This is a genomic window from Pantoea sp. T14 (assembly GCF_036663535.1).
GTDB lineage: Bacteria > Pseudomonadota > Gammaproteobacteria > Enterobacterales > Enterobacteriaceae > Pantoea > Pantoea phytostimulans.
In genome coordinates this window covers 220,697-238,453 of record NZ_JAWUEB010000020.1, presented here as the reverse complement: position 1 = coordinate 238,453, position 17,757 = coordinate 220,697, and the positions used below count along the sequence as shown (strand labels likewise).

At 56.4% G+C, this 17,757-nt stretch carries 16 protein-coding genes; 9 read left to right on the top strand and 7 right to left on the bottom strand.

Annotation, left to right across the window (positions count from 1 at the left end; genetic code table 11):
* Positions 1 to 284 precede the first annotated feature (284 nt).
* From SC127_RS09365 to SC127_RS09345, 5 genes are all read left to right on the top strand, one after another.
* Positions 285 to 1,205, top strand: a complete 921-nt coding sequence (locus SC127_RS09365) for an ABC transporter permease (RefSeq protein ID WP_332626030.1) — start codon at positions 285 to 287, stop codon at positions 1,203 to 1,205.
* Between the two features lie 9 nt (positions 1,206 to 1,214).
* Positions 1,215 to 2,096 carry an ABC transporter permease subunit gene (locus tag SC127_RS09360; protein ID WP_332626029.1) on the top strand — a complete coding sequence of 294 codons (882 nt, stop codon included), beginning with the start codon at positions 1,215 to 1,217 and terminating at the stop codon, positions 2,094 to 2,096.
* A 2-nt stretch (positions 2,097 to 2,098) separates the two neighbouring features.
* Positions 2,099 to 3,160 (top strand): DmpA family aminopeptidase, encoded by a 1,062-nt coding sequence (locus tag SC127_RS09355; RefSeq protein ID WP_243079931.1) that lies wholly within the window; start codon positions 2,099 to 2,101, stop codon positions 3,158 to 3,160.
* Entirely contained in the window at positions 3,157 to 3,978 is an 822-nt protein-coding gene (locus SC127_RS09350) for a M55 family metallopeptidase (protein ID WP_243079930.1), read from the top strand. The genes SC127_RS09355 and SC127_RS09350 overlap by 4 nt, the downstream gene beginning before the upstream one ends.
* 158 nt (positions 3,979 to 4,136) lie before the next feature.
* Positions 4,137 to 4,973 carry a fumarylacetoacetate hydrolase family protein gene (locus tag SC127_RS09345; RefSeq protein WP_243079929.1) on the top strand — a complete coding sequence of 279 codons (837 nt, stop codon included), beginning with the start codon at positions 4,137 to 4,139 and terminating at the stop codon, positions 4,971 to 4,973.
* 205 nt (positions 4,974 to 5,178) lie between these two features.
* Here SC127_RS09345 and SC127_RS09340 read toward each other — a convergent pair whose 3' ends face one another.
* From SC127_RS09340 to SC127_RS09315, 6 genes are read right to left on the bottom strand one after another with little or no spacing between them, the layout of a single operon-like run.
* Positions 5,179 to 6,705, bottom strand: coding sequence for a serine hydrolase domain-containing protein (locus SC127_RS09340; protein WP_332626028.1), 1,527 nt, complete (start codon positions 6,703 to 6,705; stop codon positions 5,179 to 5,181).
* Positions 6,702 to 7,442 carry an ABC transporter ATP-binding protein gene (locus tag SC127_RS09335; RefSeq protein WP_332626027.1) on the bottom strand — a complete coding sequence of 247 codons (741 nt, stop codon included), beginning with the start codon at positions 7,440 to 7,442 and terminating at the stop codon, positions 6,702 to 6,704. Before SC127_RS09335 ends, SC127_RS09340 begins: the two co-directional genes overlap by 4 nt.
* A 10-nt stretch (positions 7,443 to 7,452) precedes the next feature.
* Complete coding sequence (locus tag SC127_RS09330; protein ID WP_332626026.1) at positions 7,453 to 8,280, bottom strand: ABC transporter ATP-binding protein; 828 nt, start codon at positions 8,278 to 8,280, stop codon at positions 7,453 to 7,455.
* Positions 8,281 to 9,180, bottom strand: coding sequence for an ABC transporter permease (locus tag SC127_RS09325; protein WP_332626025.1), 900 nt, complete (start codon positions 9,178 to 9,180; stop codon positions 8,281 to 8,283). It abuts the gene before it with no gap.
* Entirely contained in the window at positions 9,177 to 10,187 is a 1,011-nt protein-coding gene (locus SC127_RS09320; protein ID WP_243079925.1) for an ABC transporter permease, read from the bottom strand. The genes SC127_RS09325 and SC127_RS09320 overlap by 4 nt, the downstream gene beginning before the upstream one ends.
* Positions 10,187 to 11,782, bottom strand: a complete 1,596-nt coding sequence (locus SC127_RS09315; protein ID WP_243079924.1) for an ABC transporter substrate-binding protein — start codon at positions 11,780 to 11,782, stop codon at positions 10,187 to 10,189. The genes SC127_RS09320 and SC127_RS09315 overlap by 1 nt, the downstream gene beginning before the upstream one ends.
* Positions 11,783 to 11,968: 186 nt before the next feature.
* On the opposite strand from SC127_RS09315, the gene SC127_RS09310 reads away from it, so the two are divergent.
* The 4 genes from SC127_RS09310 to SC127_RS09295 all read left to right on the top strand — a co-directional run bounded on the left by SC127_RS09310 (position 11,969) and on the right by SC127_RS09295 (position 16,317).
* Positions 11,969 to 13,033, top strand: a complete 1,065-nt coding sequence (locus SC127_RS09310) for a dipeptidase (protein ID WP_332626024.1) — start codon at positions 11,969 to 11,971, stop codon at positions 13,031 to 13,033.
* A 2-nt stretch (positions 13,034 to 13,035) separates the two neighbouring features.
* Positions 13,036 to 13,950: a LysR family transcriptional regulator gene (locus SC127_RS09305; protein ID WP_215845297.1), complete on the top strand. Its 915-nt coding sequence runs from the start codon at positions 13,036 to 13,038 to the stop codon at positions 13,948 to 13,950.
* 62 nt (positions 13,951 to 14,012) lie between these two features.
* Positions 14,013 to 14,933, top strand: a complete 921-nt coding sequence (locus tag SC127_RS09300; protein WP_243079921.1) for an alpha/beta fold hydrolase — start codon at positions 14,013 to 14,015, stop codon at positions 14,931 to 14,933.
* Positions 14,926 to 16,317, top strand: coding sequence for a hypothetical protein (locus tag SC127_RS09295; RefSeq protein WP_243079920.1), 1,392 nt, complete (start codon positions 14,926 to 14,928; stop codon positions 16,315 to 16,317). Before SC127_RS09300 ends, SC127_RS09295 begins: the two co-directional genes overlap by 8 nt.
* Before the next feature lie 20 nt (positions 16,318 to 16,337).
* On the opposite strand, the gene SC127_RS09290 is transcribed toward SC127_RS09295, so the two are convergent.
* Entirely contained in the window at positions 16,338 to 17,690 is a 1,353-nt protein-coding gene (locus tag SC127_RS09290) for an MFS transporter (protein ID WP_332626023.1), read from the bottom strand.
* Positions 17,691 to 17,757 lie beyond the last annotated feature (67 nt).

Genomic DNA, 17,757 nt, shown 5'->3' with positions numbered 1-17,757 from the left:
TGTTGGGGCAGGGCGTTGTTTGCCTCCCATCTCGTTGCTCTTTAGTCCGGGGTCGTTTGTCCCCCACCTCGGTCCTCTTTAGTCCGGGGTCGTTTGTCCCCCACCTCGGTCCTCCCCCACATGTGGGGAGGAAGGGGCTGCAATATGCGAGTAATGAAGTTGCATGTGGCAGCGTCTCCTTCCCCCGCTGGCGGGGAAAGGCCGGGATGGGGGACAGCGAGCACAATCTTGGGTCCGCGCCTTGTCCCTGGACAATAAGCACCGAGTCAATAAAAAGGAACCTCATGTTCGCATACATCATTCGTCGACTGCTGGAGATGATCCCGGTGCTGTTGGTGGTCTCACTGCTGGTCTTCGGCTTCATCAAGCTGCTGCCCGGCGATCCGGCACGTATCTATGCGGGACCCGATGCGCCCATCGAGGCGGTCGAAGCAGCACGTCAGCACCTTGGTCTTAACGATCCGCTACCACAGCAATATATTCATTGGCTTGGCGGCATTTTTCGTGGCGACCTGGGCGTCACCTATCGTACCCAGCAACCGGTATTAGAGGTGATCAAACAAGGATTTATGCCAACTATGTGGCTGGCGCTGGCCGGTTTTGTCTGGTCAGTCGTACTGGGCCTCATTTTGGGGGTGATCGCCGCGCTGCGTCGCGGAAAATGGCAAGACTGGACTTTAATGAGCGTGGCGGTTGGCGGCATCTCAATGCCAACCTTTTGGCTTGGCCTGCTGCTGATACAGTTTGTTGCCATGCCGTTTGGCCTGTTCTCCGTTAGCGGCTTCAATAAGCCCGCCGATATTATCCTGCCCGCTATCACGTTGGGTTCCTCAGTAGCGGCGGTCATGGCACGCTTTACCCGCTCAGCCTTTCTCGAAGTGGCGCAGGAAGATTACGTGCGCACCGCGCGCGCCAAAGGGTTGCGCCAGCGGCTGGTCACCTGGAAACATGTGATGCGTAACGCACTGATCCCGGTGATCACCATGCTGGGTCTGCAGTTTGGTTTTCTGCTGGGTGGATCAATTGTGGTGGAAAGTGTCTTCAACTGGCCGGGTTTAGGCTGGCTGTTGATCGAGTCGATCAAATCGCAAGATCAGCCGGTGATCCAGGCGCTGGTGATGCTGTTTGTGTTTGAATTTATTGCGATCAACCTGCTGGTCGATCTGCTCTACGCGGTGGTTAATCCCGCCATCCGTTTGAAATAGGAGTCAGAGATGAGCGAAACGCTTTCTGCTGTTGTGCCTGACACTATCCGCTCGCCGTGGCGCGATTTTTTGCACGCTTTAGTGCGTAATCCGCTGGCGCTGGTTTCGGGCAGCTTTGTGCTACTGCTGGTATTGGTGGCGATTTTTGCCCCTTGGTTAGCCCCGTGGAACCCCATGGAGCCGGACTGGATGGCGCTCTCTTCGCCGCCGTCTGCCACACACTGGATGGGCACCGATGATCTGGGCCGCGACGTATTAAGTCGTATTATTTATGGTGCGCGCATTTCGCTGTACGTCGGCGTGGTGTCTGTCACGCTCGGCATGCTGGTGGGGATTTTCCTTGGCCTGCTGGCGGGTTATTACGGACGTTGGGTCGATATGCTGCTCATGCGCGCTTCTGACGTATTGTTCGCCTTTCCCGGCATGCTATTGGCAATTGCGGTGGTGGCGATTCTTGGTCCCGGCTTGAATAACGTGATCATTGCCGTAGCGGTGTTCAGTGTGCCGGTCTTCGCCCGCATCGTGCGTGCCTCCACGTTGACGCTGAAACAGGCGGCCTATGTGGAAGCCGTGCGCTGCGCCGGTGCGCCAGATCGGATTATCCTGCTACGCCACATTTTGCCCGGCACGCTTTCCAGCGTAATCGTCTATTTCACCATGCGTATTGGCACCAGTATTCTCACCGCAGCGGGCCTGAGTTTCATTGGCCTTGGCCCGGAGCCAGACGTGCCTGAATGGGGCAATATTCTGGCCATGAGCCGCAGCATGATGATGGCGGGCTTGTGGCATGTCAGCGTCTTTCCGGGGCTGGCGATATTTATCACCGTGCTGGCGTTTAACCTGCTGGGCGATGCCCTGCGTGACACCCTGGATCCAAAACTGAAGAGCTAATCATGGATTTTCAACAGATGCAGCGTGACCTGCTGTTGCAGCGCTGGCGCAGCGAACGTCAACTCGGTCAACCGCGCAGCGAATGTGGTGCAACTGATCGTATCACCGATGTTCCGGGCGTACGCGTCGGGCATCACACAATAGCAGCAGGCGAAGTGCAGACCGGTGTCACGGCAATTGTGCCGCCCGGCGATAATCTTTTTACCCAGCCGCTGCCCTGTGCGGCGGCAGTATTTAACGGTTTTGCCAAGCCGGTTGGCTTAGTGCAGCTCAGTGAGTTGGGCGTGCTGCAAACCCCAATTTTGCTAAGCAACACGCTGGCGGTGGGCACGCTGTATACCACGCTGGTGCGTGAGGCGATTCTTGCTAATCCGGAATTAGGCCGCAGTTTACCCACCGTGAACCCGCTGGCGCTGGAGTGCAATGATGGCTGGCTAAATGATATTCAGGCGCTGGCGATCACGGAAGAGATGGCGCGCTCTGCGCTTAGCAATGCCGATGCAGATTTTGCGTGTGGCAGCGTGGGTGCTGGGCGTGGCATGAGCTGTTTCAGCCTGAAAGGGGGGATCGGCAGCGCCTCGCGGCTCATTCCCACGTTGAACGCCACGCTCGGTGTTTTGGTGCTGGCAAACTTCGGCGCATTAACCGCGTTAACGCTGGATGGCGTTCGCCTGGGCGAGATGATTGCGCCGCTGCTGCCGGAACTGACGCCGCAGCGCGATGCCGGTTCGATCATCATCATCATGGCAACCGATGCGCCGCTCGATGCTCGTCAGCTTAAGCGCGTCGCGAAACGCGCCGGTGCGGGTTTGGGGCGACTTGGCAGTTATTGGGGCCACGGTTCCGGTGACATCGCCGTCGCGTTTTCCACTCAAGCAACGCCGCAACCGCCCGATGACGCTGCGCTAGAGCCGCTGTTGGCCGCCGCCGCAGATGCCACCGAGCACGCGGTGCTGGATGCGTTACTCAGCGCCGAGGCAGTAACCGGTTTTCGCGATCATCATCGTCCGGCTTTGCGTGAGGTGCTGGATCGACTGGCTGCACAAGGAGAATCTGACCAATGAAAATCTTTATCTCTGCCGATATTGAAGGCATCGCTGGCGTCATGCGCCCGGAGCAGTGTTCTCCAGGACATGCAGAACATCAGTTGGCGCGTGGCCTGATGGAACAAGAGGTGAATGCCGCCATTGCTGGCGCGTTTGCTGGTGGTGCAACGGAAGTGGTGGTGGCCGACAGCCACGCGCAAATGACCAATCTGCGTGCTGAAAATATCGATCCGCGCGCCCGGCTGGTGCAGGGCAAACCGCGCGGCTTATCGATGGTGGAAGGGCTGGAGCAGCAAGCTTTCGACGGCATGATGTTTATCGGCTATCACAGCGCGGCGGGTGAGTTTGGCGTGCTGGCGCATACCATTAACGGGCGCGCATTTTGGCGTATTCAGATCAACGGCCAGGTGATGGGTGAAAGCGACATCTATGCCGCAGCGGGCGCGGAGCAGGGCACGCCACTGTGGCTGGTAAGCGGCGACGATTGTCTGAAAAAGTGGATTGGCGAATATTATCCGTCAGTGGAGTATGTCCAGGTGAAGCGTGCCATTTCACAAACCAGCGCTGAATCGCTCAGCCCTGAAATGGCCCGAACCGCAATTCGTGAAGCCGCAGAACATGCCGTTAAACGGGCGGACCTGAAATCGACGACGTTGCTCACCGCGCCTTATCAGCTGCGTTTGCAGGCCAGCAAACCGGTATTAGCCGATTTGTTCAGCCTGATACCGGGTGTAGAGCGGATTGATGCGGTGACGGTGGGTTATCAGGCTGACCGCATGGCGACAATTATCAGCCTGTTAAGCGCATTCTCTTATCTGGCGACGACGCAAAATTAGGTCATCCGATGAGCAGAACTCTGTACGATTTTTAGCGTCGCTTTTGTTACCCTGCACGGCATTGATTAAGCACACGTTTTTAAAACAGCGTTCACAACACGCGATACCCAAAATCATTCGAATTGAAGAGTGATGGGTATATAACAAATGAGGCAGTAATGCAGCTTTGCAGTTTTTACCTTCCTGACCAGGAAAGAAAAAGTTTTGGTATTGTGCTGGAAAATGGCGTTATCGATCTCGGCCTGCGTTTTGGCGCAGAATGTCCCGATCTTAAAAGCTTTCTGACCCGCTCATCGCTGGCCGATCTCGATGCGTTTCGTGCCATGCCCGCTGATCATCCGTTCTCTGCACTGCGCTTTCTGCCAGTGATTGAAAACCCGGGTAAAGTCTTCTGCGTAGGCATGAACTACGCCGATAAGCGTAAAGAGTTCGCCGAAACCCTCGACGCGCCGACTTTATTTGTTCGTTTCGCCGATTCGCTGACCGGCCACGATTCACCCTTGCAGAAGCCAGCTACTACACAAGAGTTTGATTATGAAGGTGAGCTGGCGGTGATTATCGGTAAAGCTGCGCATCAGGTAAAAGCCGCAGAGGCGTTAGATGTGGTCGCCGGTTACAGCTGCTTTATGGATGCGACAGTACGCGATATGCAGTTTACCTGGTTCACCGCTGGGAAAAACTGGCCGCAAACCGGGGGATTCGGGCCGTGGATGACCACTGCCGATGAAATCCCCGATCCGCAGCAGTTGGCAATCAAAACCTTCCTGAATGATCGGGAAGTGCAGAACGACAACACCAGCAGCATGGTGCATCCGGTGGCGAAGATTATTGAATATATCTCGGCATTCAGCCCGCTATCACCTGGCGATGTGATCATCACCGGTTCACCGGGCGGTGTCGGCAAGAAACGCACGCCGCCGCTGTTTATGTTTAGCGGAGATGTCATCGAAGTACATATCGAAAAAATCGGCCGTTTAGTTAACGCAATCGCGTAGCGCCTTCATACTTCGCGCTGCAGGTGCGTTGGCTGCATGGGTTAACCCCGGTCACTTACTCATGTAAGCTCCCGGGGATTAACCCGTTTGCCGCCTTCCTGCAGCACGAATTATTTTGGCTCGCTTCGGTGAGCGCTGAGGCTAAAAAGAGGACGCTGCTGCGGCTCGCCTCGGTGAGCGCTGGAAAAGACGACGCTGCTGCGGCTCAGGTTGGTGAGCGCTGAAAATAGACCACGCGGCTGCGGCTGAGTTGGAGTCGAATACGCTCGCCCTGGCGCTGTATCACAAAGCGCTTCTGCCACGGACCATCCTTACCGGTGGCGAGAACCCGATCCTGCCCCAGCGATTGCAGCGTGGCGGGGATTGCGGCGGGCCCGATTCCCATCATCAACACTTTGCCTTCCACAGTCAGTTCCGCGCGCTGTTCTGGCGCAAACCAGCGGCCTTGTAGTGCCGTAATCGAGGCTTCATCTGGCTCTACCGGTACAAAGCGGCGTGCCGCGTGACCAATTTCACCGACAATTGCCTGCCCTTCATGACGTAAACGCAGCGGGAAAGTGCTGGAAAGCGACACGGCATCGCCATGCGCATCGCCGCGCCACAGCGTTTCGCCTGCGCCCAGCCAGGTCGCGGTCACGCCAGCGATTTCCAGCCAATCGGCTTCAGCCGGATTTTCTGCCACATACAGCCCAGGCGTTAAGTCATGACCTTTTTCTGGCAGGGAACGATTAATCAGCGCCGCCATCACCCGCATCGCGCTTTCAGAGGTTGTAATGTCCTCACGATTGGCAACCAACGCCACGCCAATTTTTAATTCCGGGTGCAGCAGAAAATAACTTTTATAACCCGCGTGCGAACCGCCGTGACCAAACAGCGTCTGGCTGCCGATCATGCTGCTGGTTAACCCCAAGCCGTAGCCGCTGGTGCGGCCATCTGCCAAGGTGCGTGGCGCACTGAGTCGCTGCAACACGCCCGCGCCTGGTCCGCTGTCTGCCAGCAAGGTTTGCAACCAGCGCGTCAAATGACGCAGGCTACCGGTGATACAACCTGATGCCGAAAGATGCAGGCCAGCGCTGGAAAGCAACCAGCGCTCACCATCATGCCAGTAACCTGGCACCAAACCCGGTACGATATCAAACCAGGTTTCGGCGGCGGTGAGATCAATCTCCAGTGGTTCGCAGAGATACTGCTGGAGCAGGTCGCGAAAGCGCACCCCTTTGGCTTTCAACGCCTCTTCAACCAGGCGATAACCGGTATTGGTATAAGAAATTTCGCTGCCTGGCGAATAATTTAACTCGCCTTCTTCCGCTACAAAGTGCAGCAGATCTGCGGCTGAAGTCGCGTTGTAAACCGACAAACCCAGCAGCGATAACGTTTCACGCACGTCGGGTAAACCGCTGCTCATATCGAGTGCCTGGCCCACAGTAATCTGACCGTTCGCGCCGCGCAGCTGGGGTAAATGCTGCACCAGCTTATCGTCGAGCGATAAATAGTGACGGCCCGGCCCAGTAACCAGTGCTGCGAAAATGTGTTTGGTAATTGAAGCAAAGCGCACCACGCTGTCGGGGCTGAACGGCGTTTGCTGGGCTAAATCGGCCAGGCCCGCGCTGTGCGCTGAGTGGATCTGATGGGCGTCGAACAGTACGATTGCGCCGCCCGGTGCGCCCGGCTGTTGCCAGCTTTGGGTGATCTGTTCCGCGACGTCTGCCGCGTGTTGCCAGTTAACTGTCATGCAGGTTCCTCAAGCGTCATGCTGAGATCAAAAAGCTGCGCAGTATGCGGATGCTGAATGCGCCTGGCGCGCAAATCGTCCGCGCTCAGCTGCTCCACCATCTCACCGTTTTGCATCACGCCAATGCGCTGACAGAGATGCGCCACCACTGCCAGATTGTGCGTCACCATAATGTAGGTGAGTTTGCGTTCGCTGCGTAGATCACTGAGCAAATTCAGGATTTCCGCCTGCACCGAAACATCGAGCGCTGACGTCGGCTCATCCAGCAGCAGGACTTCAGGTTCAGCAATCAGCGCACGGGCAATCGCCACGCGCTGGCGCTGACCGCCAGAAAGCTGATGCGGAAAACGAAAACGCACCGCCGCCGCTAAACCAACTTCACTCAGCGCCTGGCTGATGCGCTGTTCAGCGCGATCCAGCCGATGCACCAGCAGCGGCTCGTGCAGGATACGGTCGATGGTTTGGCGCGGATGCAGCGAACCATAGGGATCCTGAAACACCATCTGCACCTGCTGGTAGAAATGGCGTCCGCGTTTTGCGCTCAATGCCATTTCGCCAAACCGCATCGTACCGCGCCAGTCGTGATTCAGCCCGGCCAACGCCCGCAAAAGGGTGGATTTGCCGGAACCACTTTCGCCCACCAGCCCAAAACTTTCGCCATTGGCTACGCGAAAACTTACGCCTTTCACCACCTCGTGCGCACCAAAAGCAATGCGCAGATCATCAATCTCAATCATCTTGATTCCCTTAATCGCGCCACGCGGCATCGCGCTGCAATACCGGTAAACGCGCGCGCGGATGGCGCAGCGACGGCAGGCAGGCCAGCAAACCTTGCGTATAAGGATGCTGCGCCTGATGCAGTTCGCCCGCCTTTAGCTGTTCAACAATCTTGCCGGCGTACATCACCGCCACGCGATCGCAGAAGTGCGACACCAAAGGCAGATCGTGGCTGATCAGGATCAATCCCATGCCGCGCGCAGAAACCAGATCGTCAATAAGCTTGAGGATCTCCGCCTGCACCGTGGCATCCAGCGCGCTGGTGGGTTCATCGGCAATCAGCAATTCAGGATCGGGTGCCAGCATCATGGCAATCATGACGCGCTGGCCCATGCCGCCAGAAACTTCATGCGCATACCGCTGTGCGACTGCTTCAGCGTCACGAATTTTGACCTGCTCCAGCAAACCAATGGCTGCCTGCATGGCGGCTTTTTTGCTGCCGCCTTTGTGCTCACGCCAGGCTTCTGCCACCTGCTGACCGATGGTCATCACGGGATTAAGCGAATATTTCGGATCTTGCAGGATAAAACCGACACGCTTGCCGCGAATCTGGCGCAGCACTTTCTCACTCGCCTGGCGCAGATCGATGCCGTCAAAGCGCAACACATCCGCGCTAACGTCTGCATTGCCGGGCAACAGCTGCATCAGGCTGCGTGCGGTAAGCGACTTGCCGGAACCGCTTTCGCCGACGATGGCAAACTTCTCTTTGCCGACGCTGAGGCTGACGCCGCGCACCGCCTCAACGGTTTCGCTGCGACTGCGAAAGGCGATGCGCAGGTTTTCAATTTCCACCAGCATTTAGCGCTCCTTGGGATCGAGGACGTCGCGTAAACCGTCGCCTAAAAAGTTAAACGCCAGCGATGTCAGGAAGATGGCGATACACGGCATCAGCGGTACCCACCATTCGCTGAACAGGAAGCGGCGTGCAGTCGCGATCATCGTGCCCCATTCGGGTGATGGCGGTTGCGCGCCCATGCCGAGAAAGCCCAGGCTGGCAGCCGTGATGATGATGGAGCTCATGTCTAACGTGATGCGCACAATCAGGCTGGGCACGCACAGCGGCATGATGTGACGCAGGATAATGCGCAGCGGTGTTGCACCCGTCAGGCGGTTGGCGGCGATAAAATCGCTGTGGCGATATTGCAGCGTTTCGGCACGCGCCAGACGTGCGTAAGGCGGCCACGAAGTTAAGGCAATCGCCAGCACCGCACTTTCAATGCCCGGTTTCAACGCAGCAACAAACGCCAGCGCCAGAATCAAACGCGGAAAGGCGAGAAAAATGTCGGTGATGCGCATCAACGCTTTATCAATAAAGCCGCCGCAATAACCCGCAATGCAGCCAATCAGCAGGCCGAGCGGGGCGGTAAGCAGCACCACCGCGATCACCATGCCCAACGTGGTTCTGCCGCCATAAATAATGCGCGTCCAGACATCGCGCCCGAGTTCATCGGTACCGAGCCAGTGTGTAAAAGAGGGCGCGGCCAGGCGATTCTCCAGATGCTGTGCGCTGGGAGCGAAACCACTCAGCAGAGGCGCAAACAGCGCCAGCAGCAGCATAAGCATAATGACAATCAATCCTGCCACGGCCAGCGGATTGCTGCGCAGGTTGAGCCACAAGCGGTAGCGGCGGCCCCAAACTGCCTGTCGGCGGTTGCTGGGCGTGTCGTCGAGCAGCCAGGCTCGTGAGAAAAAAGTCATTTTACGCGGGGATCCCAAAGTCGATAGAGAAGGTCAGCTAGCTGATTTAGCAACACGTAAACCGCGCCGACCAGCAGCGTGGCACCGACCACTGGATTCATATCAGCGTTCATCAGCGAGGTAGTGAGATATTGGCCGAGACCAGGCCAGGCGAAGACGTTTTCCGTCACCACCGCGCCTTCCAGTAATCCGGCGTAGGTAAGCGCCAGCACCGTGACCAACTGCACCGCCACGGTGGGAAAGGCGTGTCGCCAAATCACCCGACGGGACGACAACCCTTTGGCGCGGGCAGTGATCACAAACTCGCCGCCTAATGCGTTGAGCATGAAGGTACGCGTCATGCGGGTGATATACGCCATGCTGAAATATGCCAGGATCAACACCGGCTGCGCCATGTGCGCCAGCGCATCCCAAAAGGCGTCATATTCGCCCGCCAGCAGGGAATCGATGGTTAAAAATCCCGTAACCTGCGGCACCATGTCCTGCCAAATAATGTCCTGGCGTCCCGGGCCAGGCGCGATACCCAACACCGCGTAGAACACCAGCAGGCTGAGCAGCGCCAGCACAAACACCGGCAGCGAATGGCCAGCAAGGCATATCACGCGAATGGTTTGATCTATCCACGAACGCTGGCGTACTGCGGCCCAGACCCCAAGGGGAATGCCAACCAGCGCGGCAATCACGATCGCCGCCGTTGCCAGCTCCATCGTCGCCGGAAAGAAGCGCGCAATATCGCTGGTGACAGCGTTAGAGGTGAGAATGGATTTGCCTAAATCTCCGTGTAGCAGTTGATTCAGGTAGTGACCAAACTGGATGTAGAGGGGCTGATCCAGCCCCATTTCCATCCGCACGCGCTCAACCACCGATTGCGGCGCGTTATCACCCACCGCCGCCAGCACCGGATCGGTGGGCATGACGCGGCCAATGAAAAAGGTCAACACGGATAAGCCAAACAGCGTCAGCACTAAACTGCCCAAGGTGCTGAAGGTTTTTTTCAACGCCCCCATCAGGCTTTTTTCACCTGCGCATAGGACCACTGTTCCAGCACCGTGAGATGCACATCAGAGATGTTTTTATTGCAGGCCACGGTTTGAATCTGCTGCATCATATAAATGAACGGGCTTTTTTCCCGGCCCATTTGCTGAATTTTTTGGTAGAGCGCAATGCGTTTCGCGGGGTCACTTTCATGCAGTGCCTGCTCGGTGAGTGTGTTGAATTCATCGTCGGACCAGCCGCAACGCCACGCCAGCGTGCGGTTGCGCGCATTGGTGCTGTTGTCGGTATTGACGCAGAACGCTTCGGTATTGGAGTTGGGATCAAAGTAATCTGCGCCCCATGATGTCAGCGCAAGCTGATGTTGGCGGGCGCGCATTTTGGTTAGCACCTGACGGTTTTCTGAAGAGATCAGCGACACCTTGATACCAATCGCGCCTAACTGAGTCTGAACCGCCTGAGCGATATCTGGGTAAGGCTGCATTGAATAGTGGTCGAGCGTGATGTCGAAACCGTCTGGATAACCCGCTTCTGCCAACAGCGCTTTGGCTTTACTGACGTCTTTATGGAACGGTGTGTCATCCAGCGCCGCCGGGAAGCCGCTCGGCAAGAAGCTTTGATGCACGTTATACGTCAGCGTCAGAATGTTTTTCTGGATGCTGTCGTAATCCAGCGCCCACTTGATCGCTTGCCATACCTGCGGCTTTTTCAGCAGTTCATTGGTGGTATTGCAAGACATCAGCATAATGGCGGAGAGCGGCTGTTTCACCAGCGACACGCTGGTGTCATTCACCAGCGGCTTGAGCTGTTCGGTGGTCAAATCATACGCCGCATCCACGTCGCCTTTTTTCAGCATCAGCGCCTGCGCAGCGGGATCGGCGATGTGTTTGAGGATCACACGTTTGATTTTGCTCTGGCTGGCGTAAGCCGGGTTCAGTTCCAGAATCACGCTTTCACTGGCTTTCCAGCCGCGCAGCGTAAAGGCGCCTGATCCCGCGCTGTGCTGTTTCAGCCAGGCGTTACCGAAATCATTGCCTTGCTGATTCGCTAAACAGGCTTTCTTCGACACAATGCTGCCCACCGTCGCGGACAGGCAATACAACAGGAACGATTCCGATGCCGGGCCACCAAGCTTCATCTGCAATGTCTGCGCATCGGTCGCCGTGATCATCTGGTCAACGTTCTCTTTAGTAAAACCGAACTGGTTGATGATAAACGCCGGGCTTTTATCCAGTTTGACGATGCGTTGGAGTGAGAAAGCCGCATCTTCAGCGGTCAAAGCGGTTCCGTCAGCGAACTTTGCCGCCGGGTCGAGATGAAAAGTGAACACGCTATTATCACTGCTGACGTCCCAGCTTTTTGCCAGTTGACCTATCACTTTATCGGCCTGAACCGGGTCAGCCATCACCAGACGTTGATAGAGGTTGCCGCAGATTTGGCCGCCGGTCGCTTCGAAACTTTCATGCGGATCGAGGCTGGTTATGTTATCGAGCTGCATCGCCATCACCAGCATGCTGGGCGGCGTAGCGGCAAAGGCAGAATTAAGGCTGAGATAGGAAACGAACGGAACGGCGCTGCATCCTGCGAGAAAACGTCTTCTGGTGACCATGCTATCTCCAACTAATTGATTATTAATATAATTATTTTATATTTGTGCTTTTTTTGTCTTGACATCTTTCTGCGGCAAGCGGATTAATAATGCCTATAGCCGAAAACCCTTTGCCTCTTTTTGGTGCGTTCGCGCGGTCAGTTTGCCTGCGCTGTGCGCTCTCTCTCGTTAACGGAATGGATAAATATGTCTGACACAATTACCGCTGCACGGCTTGCCATCCCGGTGTTTGATGGGCACAACGACGTGTTAAACAAGCTGTGGGAGCACCATCAGCCGGATCCGGTCCGCGCTTTTTTGCAGGGCACCGATTCAGGCCAAATGGATTTTCCGCGCATCCGCCAAGGCAATATGGCGGGCGGCATTTTCGCCACGTGGGTGCCAACGCATCCGTCTGTTGCAAGAAGCGAGCCAGATGCCTTGGATTTTCCTCAGGAAATTGTCTCAGCGGCACGCGATGCCACTTTTTCTATGCTGGCGTTGCTGCTACGAATTGAGGCGGCTTCAGCCGGTAAGATCAAAATCTGCCATAGCGTGCGAGAGATTCGTGAATGTATGGCGCAACAGGTTCTGGCGGTGGTGATGCACGTTGAAGGTGCGGAAGCGCTGGATACCAACGGTGATCTGCTGGATATGCTCTACGCCAGCGGTTTGCGCACGCTTGGCCCACTCTGGAGCCGCACCAACCAATTTGGTTATGGTGTGCCGTTCCGTTATCCCTCGTCGCCAGATCTTGGCGAGGGCTTAACACCCGCAGGTAAACAGCTGGTGCGCGACTGTAATCGTCGCCGTATCCTTGTTGACCTGTCGCACATGGATGAGAAAGGGTTCTGGCATACCGCTGAAATCAGCGATGCACCGTTGGTCGCCAGTCATTCCAATGCGCATGTGTTAAGTGCGCAGTCGCGTAATCTCACCGATCGCCAACTTGCGGCAATCGCTGAAACCCAAGGCTTTGTCGGCGTTAACTTTGCTGTGCCATTTTTGCGTGCCGATGGCGATCGTCATGCGGCAACCGGCGTGGATGAGATCGTGCGCCACGTTGAATATCTGCTGGAAAAAGTCGGTGAAGATGGCGTGGGTTTTGGTTCAGATCTGGATGGCGCAACCATGCCGGATGAGCTGAAAGATGTGGCGGGCTTCCCGCTGCTGGTCGAGGCGCTGGCGAAGCGCGGGTACAGCCACGCCTTGCTGAATAAAATTTGTCATGGCAACTGGTTGCGCGTGCTCGAAGCGACCTGGGGCGAATAACGATGCGGCTGCGGCATATTGAAGTTTTTCAGGCGATTGTGCAGACCGGCACCATCAGCGGTGCGGCGCGCCTGCTGAATGTGTCACAGCCCAATGTGAGTCGGGTACTTAATCACGCCGAACAGCAGCTCGGTTTTACGCTGTTTGAGCGGCGTGCGCAGGGCATGGTGGTCACTGCTGAAGGGCGTCGCCTGTTACCGGAAATTGATGAGCTTTATCATCGCTTGCAGGCGATCAATCTGCTCGCTGAGCAGCTGCGACGTGGCGAAGGGCAAACGGTGCGCGTGGGCGCGGCGCACGCCTTTGGTCAAATGGTATTGGCACCCGCGCTGGTGGCCTATCAACAACAGGCGGTGGCGGTAAACGTTGAGCTAGTGACCGAACACTTCGGCACGCTGTGTCGCAGTCTGCTTGATAATCAACTCGATTTCGCGCTGGTGTTTGGTCAACAGGTCGATGCTGATTTACTGGCCGAGCCGCTGTTTCAATCATCCATGGTAGCCTTGTTGCCAGCCGACTCGCCGCAGCAGGCTCCGGTTACGCTGGAATGGCTGTGCGCTAACAATCTGTTGATGATGCAGAATCAGGATCCGCTTGGGCGCGTTTTGCATCGCGCCCTGCGTGATAAGCAGCTGCATTCGGCACTATCGTTGTCGATCAAAACCTATTCAGTCATTGCCGATATGGTGCTGGCGGGCGGCGGTGTAGGTGTGGTTGATCTGTTTACGGCTTGCCGCTACGCCGACAAACTCAAGCTGCTGCCCATCGCACAACCGCTGCCGTTTGAAGTGATGCTGATTAGCCGTCGCGACCAGCCACAATCACAATCTACGCTGCACCTGAAACAGGTGATCCGCAGCAAGCTGTGGGAAATTGCCCGCCAGTGTGAAATACAATTTATGGCCCCATTAATCTGATAAACCGCCTGCCGCTGAATCCCGTCCTACACTGAAAGTCTACGTCTGAACAGGAGCAGCAGATGGGGCGAACTATCCAGAGTAAACGGCGGCAGCGTGCGGCGCTGGTCGCCGGTGTAGGTTTAGGGGCCGCCGCCGCGTGGTGGGGCATCAAAAAATGGCAACAGCTGAAGCAAACTCCGCCAGTCTCAACGCGTAGCCATCACGCCGGGTTGGCCGGTTATTATCAGCAAATTGGTGACTGGCGCATGTTTACGCGGGTCACACCCAATGAAACCCACGGCTTGCCGGTGGTGCTGATTCACGGCCTGGTGTTGTCGGGCAGGTCGATGGAAGATCTGGCTTTAGCATTAAGCCGCGATTACCACGTTTTAGTGCCAGATTTGCCCGGCTTTGGCGCCAGCGCGTTACCGGCGAAAGCGCCCATCTTGTCGGTGGATGAGTTAGCCGAAGCGCTTTGGCTCTGGCTACAGCACAACAATTTCCAGCGCGCGATTTGGATCGGTAACTCGTTTGGCTGCCAAATTTTGGCGGCGTTAGCGGTTAATCATCCTGAAGCCGTGGCAGGTTTGGTGCTGCAAGGCCCAACGGTTGATCGTCACGCCCGAAGCCTGCCCCGTCAAATTTGGCGCGACTGGCACAACGGGCGGCTGGAATCACATCGCTCTCCCAGTCAGCTGTCGCGTGTTGACTACGCCAAAGCGGGACTGTGGCGCGCCTTTGGCACCCTGCGCGCCATGATGCGCGACCATATCGAACGAAGGCTCACCTACATTACGGCACCCACGCTGTTACTGCGCGGCTCGCGTGATACGGTCTCGCCCGCACGCTGGGTTGAAGAGCTGGGTGCACTGCTGGCCAACGGTGAAACCCTTACGCTGCGCGGCGGCACCCATACGCTACATTTTGTTTATCCGTGGAGTTTCTGTCGCGCAATTCGTCCGTTCCTGGCGCGCATTCAGCAGGAGAATCATCATGAGTAAACCGCCAAAAGGCATCGCCCGTTTCGATTCCTCTGCTGCCATGTTAGTGGCGTTAGCCAATGCGCTACACGATCGCCCGTTTGCCAGCCCCAGCCAGTCGCCAACGCTGGATCGCCTGTTGCCGTCATTGAATAAACTGCCGACGCGGCTGCGAGAATGGGGATACGCCGTTGGCGGCATGGCGGAAGGGATCAGCGTGGCACAGGCTGGCGAACTGGATATTGAAGGTATTGCCGAATGGATGGTAAGCGAATATCCACAGCAATCCTATCCGGCGGCGTTTATCGGCTCATCAAATGGCGCAATGATTCATCTCGCGGCGGCAATGGGCGTGCCGTGGTTGCCACAAACCTTTCTTTGTCCGGTGCGGGCACTCAACAACGATCCCGATGATGCGCAGGCCGGTTTTGAGCAGGGCAAACACGTGGCTGCGGCTCTGCTTGCTGCCTGGCCGCAACTGGCGGTGCACCACATGCAGGATCCAAATCAGGATCGGTTGATGCTTGATCAGATGAGCTATTACCGACTGAAGCTGCGCGCGTTGCCGTTGGCGTTTAACGAATTTTTAATGGGCAGTTTGCCCGCTGGCTCAACACTGTTTATCAATCATTGCACGCGTCAATGGCCGGTGACACGCACCAGCGATCGCTCCTTTTTCCAGTTTGGTGCGTTGGGCGGAGCAACCGAAAAAGAGTATCTGGAGGGCGGGCCGCGCGTGGCTGAGTATCTGGCACGTTACGGTATTGATCGCGAAAAATGGGATGCGCCTCGCACCACCGACAGTGTGCCGGAAGCGGAATGGGGGCTGGACGGTTATCTGATTCCGCCGCTGAAAAATCTGGCGACATCACAAGGTCTCAAGCTGATGGAAATTCGTTACGAAGACCCGGAAGCGCTGAGTTTTGTCGTGGCTGAAATCTATCGAGACTGGTATCTGGCCGCCGGAATTTTGCCGACGCGCCTGACGGTGGACAGCTTCTTACTGATGGATCCGTGGTGCAGCATGCACCAGCACGCGATTCCCTTCTGGTTGGTGTTCTGTACCTCGCCTTCAGCGGCCGCGCTGCAAAAATTCCTGGAGAAACAGCCGCCATTCCGCAACATCGACATGATGCTGTTTTCACATGGCACCGAGAGTATTGGGTTGGCCGAGATTTCGCGCTGGCAGGAGTTATTAAATTTTGCCCGCGATGAAGGCGCTTTTGTTGGGGTAGATACGGAGCGTTTCCCACGTGATTTTGCCACGCTGGCACGCTTCGATTCTGCTTTGCGTGAGCGCGCAGCGCTGCTTCCGCCGCCGCCGCCGCTGAGTGTTGAAAAGGTGATTTCAGGGATTCAGCGTTACGGCGTACGGCATGGCGTAACGCTGAAGGCGCTGAACTGATCAGCGCCTTCGCGGGAAGATTAATCGTTGTCGGTAATGGGTTTACGTACCAGCACCAAATAAGCCAGCGCGCCAACTAAGGTGACGCAGGCACAAATCATCAGCGCCAGGCTGAAGGATTTGGTGGTGTCGAGTACCCAACCGGTAATAACCGGCGCGAACGAGGCGAAGATAAAACTGGCGAAGTTCTGGATGCTGCCCACAGATGCGGTCATACGCGCCGTCACGTTAGCGTGAATCAGGCCCCAGCATGAGGTACCCGCAAAGTGGATGCAGAACAGCGCCAGGCCAATCAGCGTCACTGCGCTGGTGGTATCGGTGGCCCGCGTCACAATCGCGGTAAACGCTGCGGACAACACCATGCCGCTCACAATGCAAACTTTACGGGTTTTCACGGCGTCGTAACCGCGACGTACCAGCGCATCAACCACATAGCCGTTCAGCAACATGCCTGCCGCACCAAACAAGAACGGAATCGCTGCCAGCAGGCCGGTGCTTTTCAGATCAAGGTTGTAAGTGGATTGCAGGTAACCCGGCAGCCAGGCAATATACAACCATGCGGTGTAGTTGATGCCGCTGAAGCCAATCATCATGCCCCACATGGTGCGTTGCTTGAACAAACCACGCCAGGATTTGAAACTGATCGGTTCTTTACGCGACGCCACGCTGCCCGCTTGCAGATAATTAATCTCTTCTGCACTCAGCTTGCTGTTGTCACGATCGCGATAAATCATATACCAGCCGATGGCGAGGAAAATGCCCAGAATCCCAATGGTGACAAACATGCCGCGCCAGCCGAGCACCAGCATCATTGCTGCCAGAATGGGTGGCGCAACGGAAAGGCCAATCATCGAGGCAGCGTTGAACATGCCCATCGGCATGCCGCGATCTTTGATATTGAACCAATCGTTGATCACTTTGACGCCGCACGGGTTCATCGGCGCTTCACCGATTCCCAGGCCGATACGCACCAAAATAAATTGAGTGAAGTTGTTTACCAGTCCTGATGCCGCCTGGAACAGCGACCAGAAGAACATGCCTAACCCCAACATGATGCGGGGACCTTTGCGATCCAGCAACGCGCCACACGGCAGCTGTGCCAAACCGTAAGCCAGCGAGAACGCTGACAGCAGCAGCCCAATTTCGGTGGCGCTTAAACCCATTTCCTCACGGATGGTCATATTGGCGACAGAAAGCGAGCTGCGATCGAGATAGTTAATGATGGCGGCGAACAGCAACAGCAGCATTGCCGTAATTTGAATTTTGCGAATGCGCGGTGAGCGCACCACATCGCTACGCATCGGGATGTAATCCTGACCTGGCGAGGGCTTGCCGGGCGAGGTATCGCGACCGGTAACCGATGTATTGTCCATTGCAACCTCCCGGAACTGGGTACTTATCGTTATGGTGAAAGTCAGTGTTCGCGTGACGGTAAAAGGG

What these genes read in the sequence shown, in the direction of transcription:
- SC127_RS09365 (WP_332626030.1), top strand. Translation starts at nt 285, where the DNA reads ATGTTCGCATACATCATTCGTCGACTGCTGGAGATGATCCCGGTGCTG.
- SC127_RS09360 (WP_332626029.1), top strand. Translation starts at nt 1,215, where the DNA reads ATGAGCGAAACGCTTTCTGCTGTTGTGCCTGACACTATCCGCTCGCCG.
- SC127_RS09355 (WP_243079931.1), top strand. Translation starts at nt 2,099, where the DNA reads ATGGATTTTCAACAGATGCAGCGTGACCTGCTGTTGCAGCGCTGGCGC.
- SC127_RS09350 (WP_243079930.1), top strand. Translation starts at nt 3,157, where the DNA reads ATGAAAATCTTTATCTCTGCCGATATTGAAGGCATCGCTGGCGTCATG.
- SC127_RS09345 (WP_243079929.1), top strand. Translation starts at nt 4,137, where the DNA reads ATGCAGCTTTGCAGTTTTTACCTTCCTGACCAGGAAAGAAAAAGTTTT.
- SC127_RS09340 (WP_332626028.1), bottom strand. Translation starts at nt 6,705, where the DNA reads ATGACAGTTAACTGGCAACACGCGGCAGACGTCGCGGAACAGATCACC.
- SC127_RS09335 (WP_332626027.1), bottom strand. Translation starts at nt 7,442, where the DNA reads ATGATTGAGATTGATGATCTGCGCATTGCTTTTGGTGCGCACGAGGTG.
- SC127_RS09330 (WP_332626026.1), bottom strand. Translation starts at nt 8,280, where the DNA reads ATGCTGGTGGAAATTGAAAACCTGCGCATCGCCTTTCGCAGTCGCAGC.
- SC127_RS09325 (WP_332626025.1), bottom strand. Translation starts at nt 9,180, where the DNA reads ATGACTTTTTTCTCACGAGCCTGGCTGCTCGACGACACGCCCAGCAAC.
- SC127_RS09320 (WP_243079925.1), bottom strand. Translation starts at nt 10,187, where the DNA reads ATGGGGGCGTTGAAAAAAACCTTCAGCACCTTGGGCAGTTTAGTGCTG.
- SC127_RS09315 (WP_243079924.1), bottom strand. Translation starts at nt 11,782, where the DNA reads ATGGTCACCAGAAGACGTTTTCTCGCAGGATGCAGCGCCGTTCCGTTC.
- SC127_RS09310 (WP_332626024.1), top strand. Translation starts at nt 11,969, where the DNA reads ATGTCTGACACAATTACCGCTGCACGGCTTGCCATCCCGGTGTTTGAT.
- SC127_RS09305 (WP_215845297.1), top strand. Translation starts at nt 13,036, where the DNA reads ATGCGGCTGCGGCATATTGAAGTTTTTCAGGCGATTGTGCAGACCGGC.
- SC127_RS09300 (WP_243079921.1), top strand. Translation starts at nt 14,013, where the DNA reads ATGGGGCGAACTATCCAGAGTAAACGGCGGCAGCGTGCGGCGCTGGTC.
- SC127_RS09295 (WP_243079920.1), top strand. Translation starts at nt 14,926, where the DNA reads ATGAGTAAACCGCCAAAAGGCATCGCCCGTTTCGATTCCTCTGCTGCC.
- SC127_RS09290 (WP_332626023.1), bottom strand. Translation starts at nt 17,690, where the DNA reads ATGGACAATACATCGGTTACCGGTCGCGATACCTCGCCCGGCAAGCCC.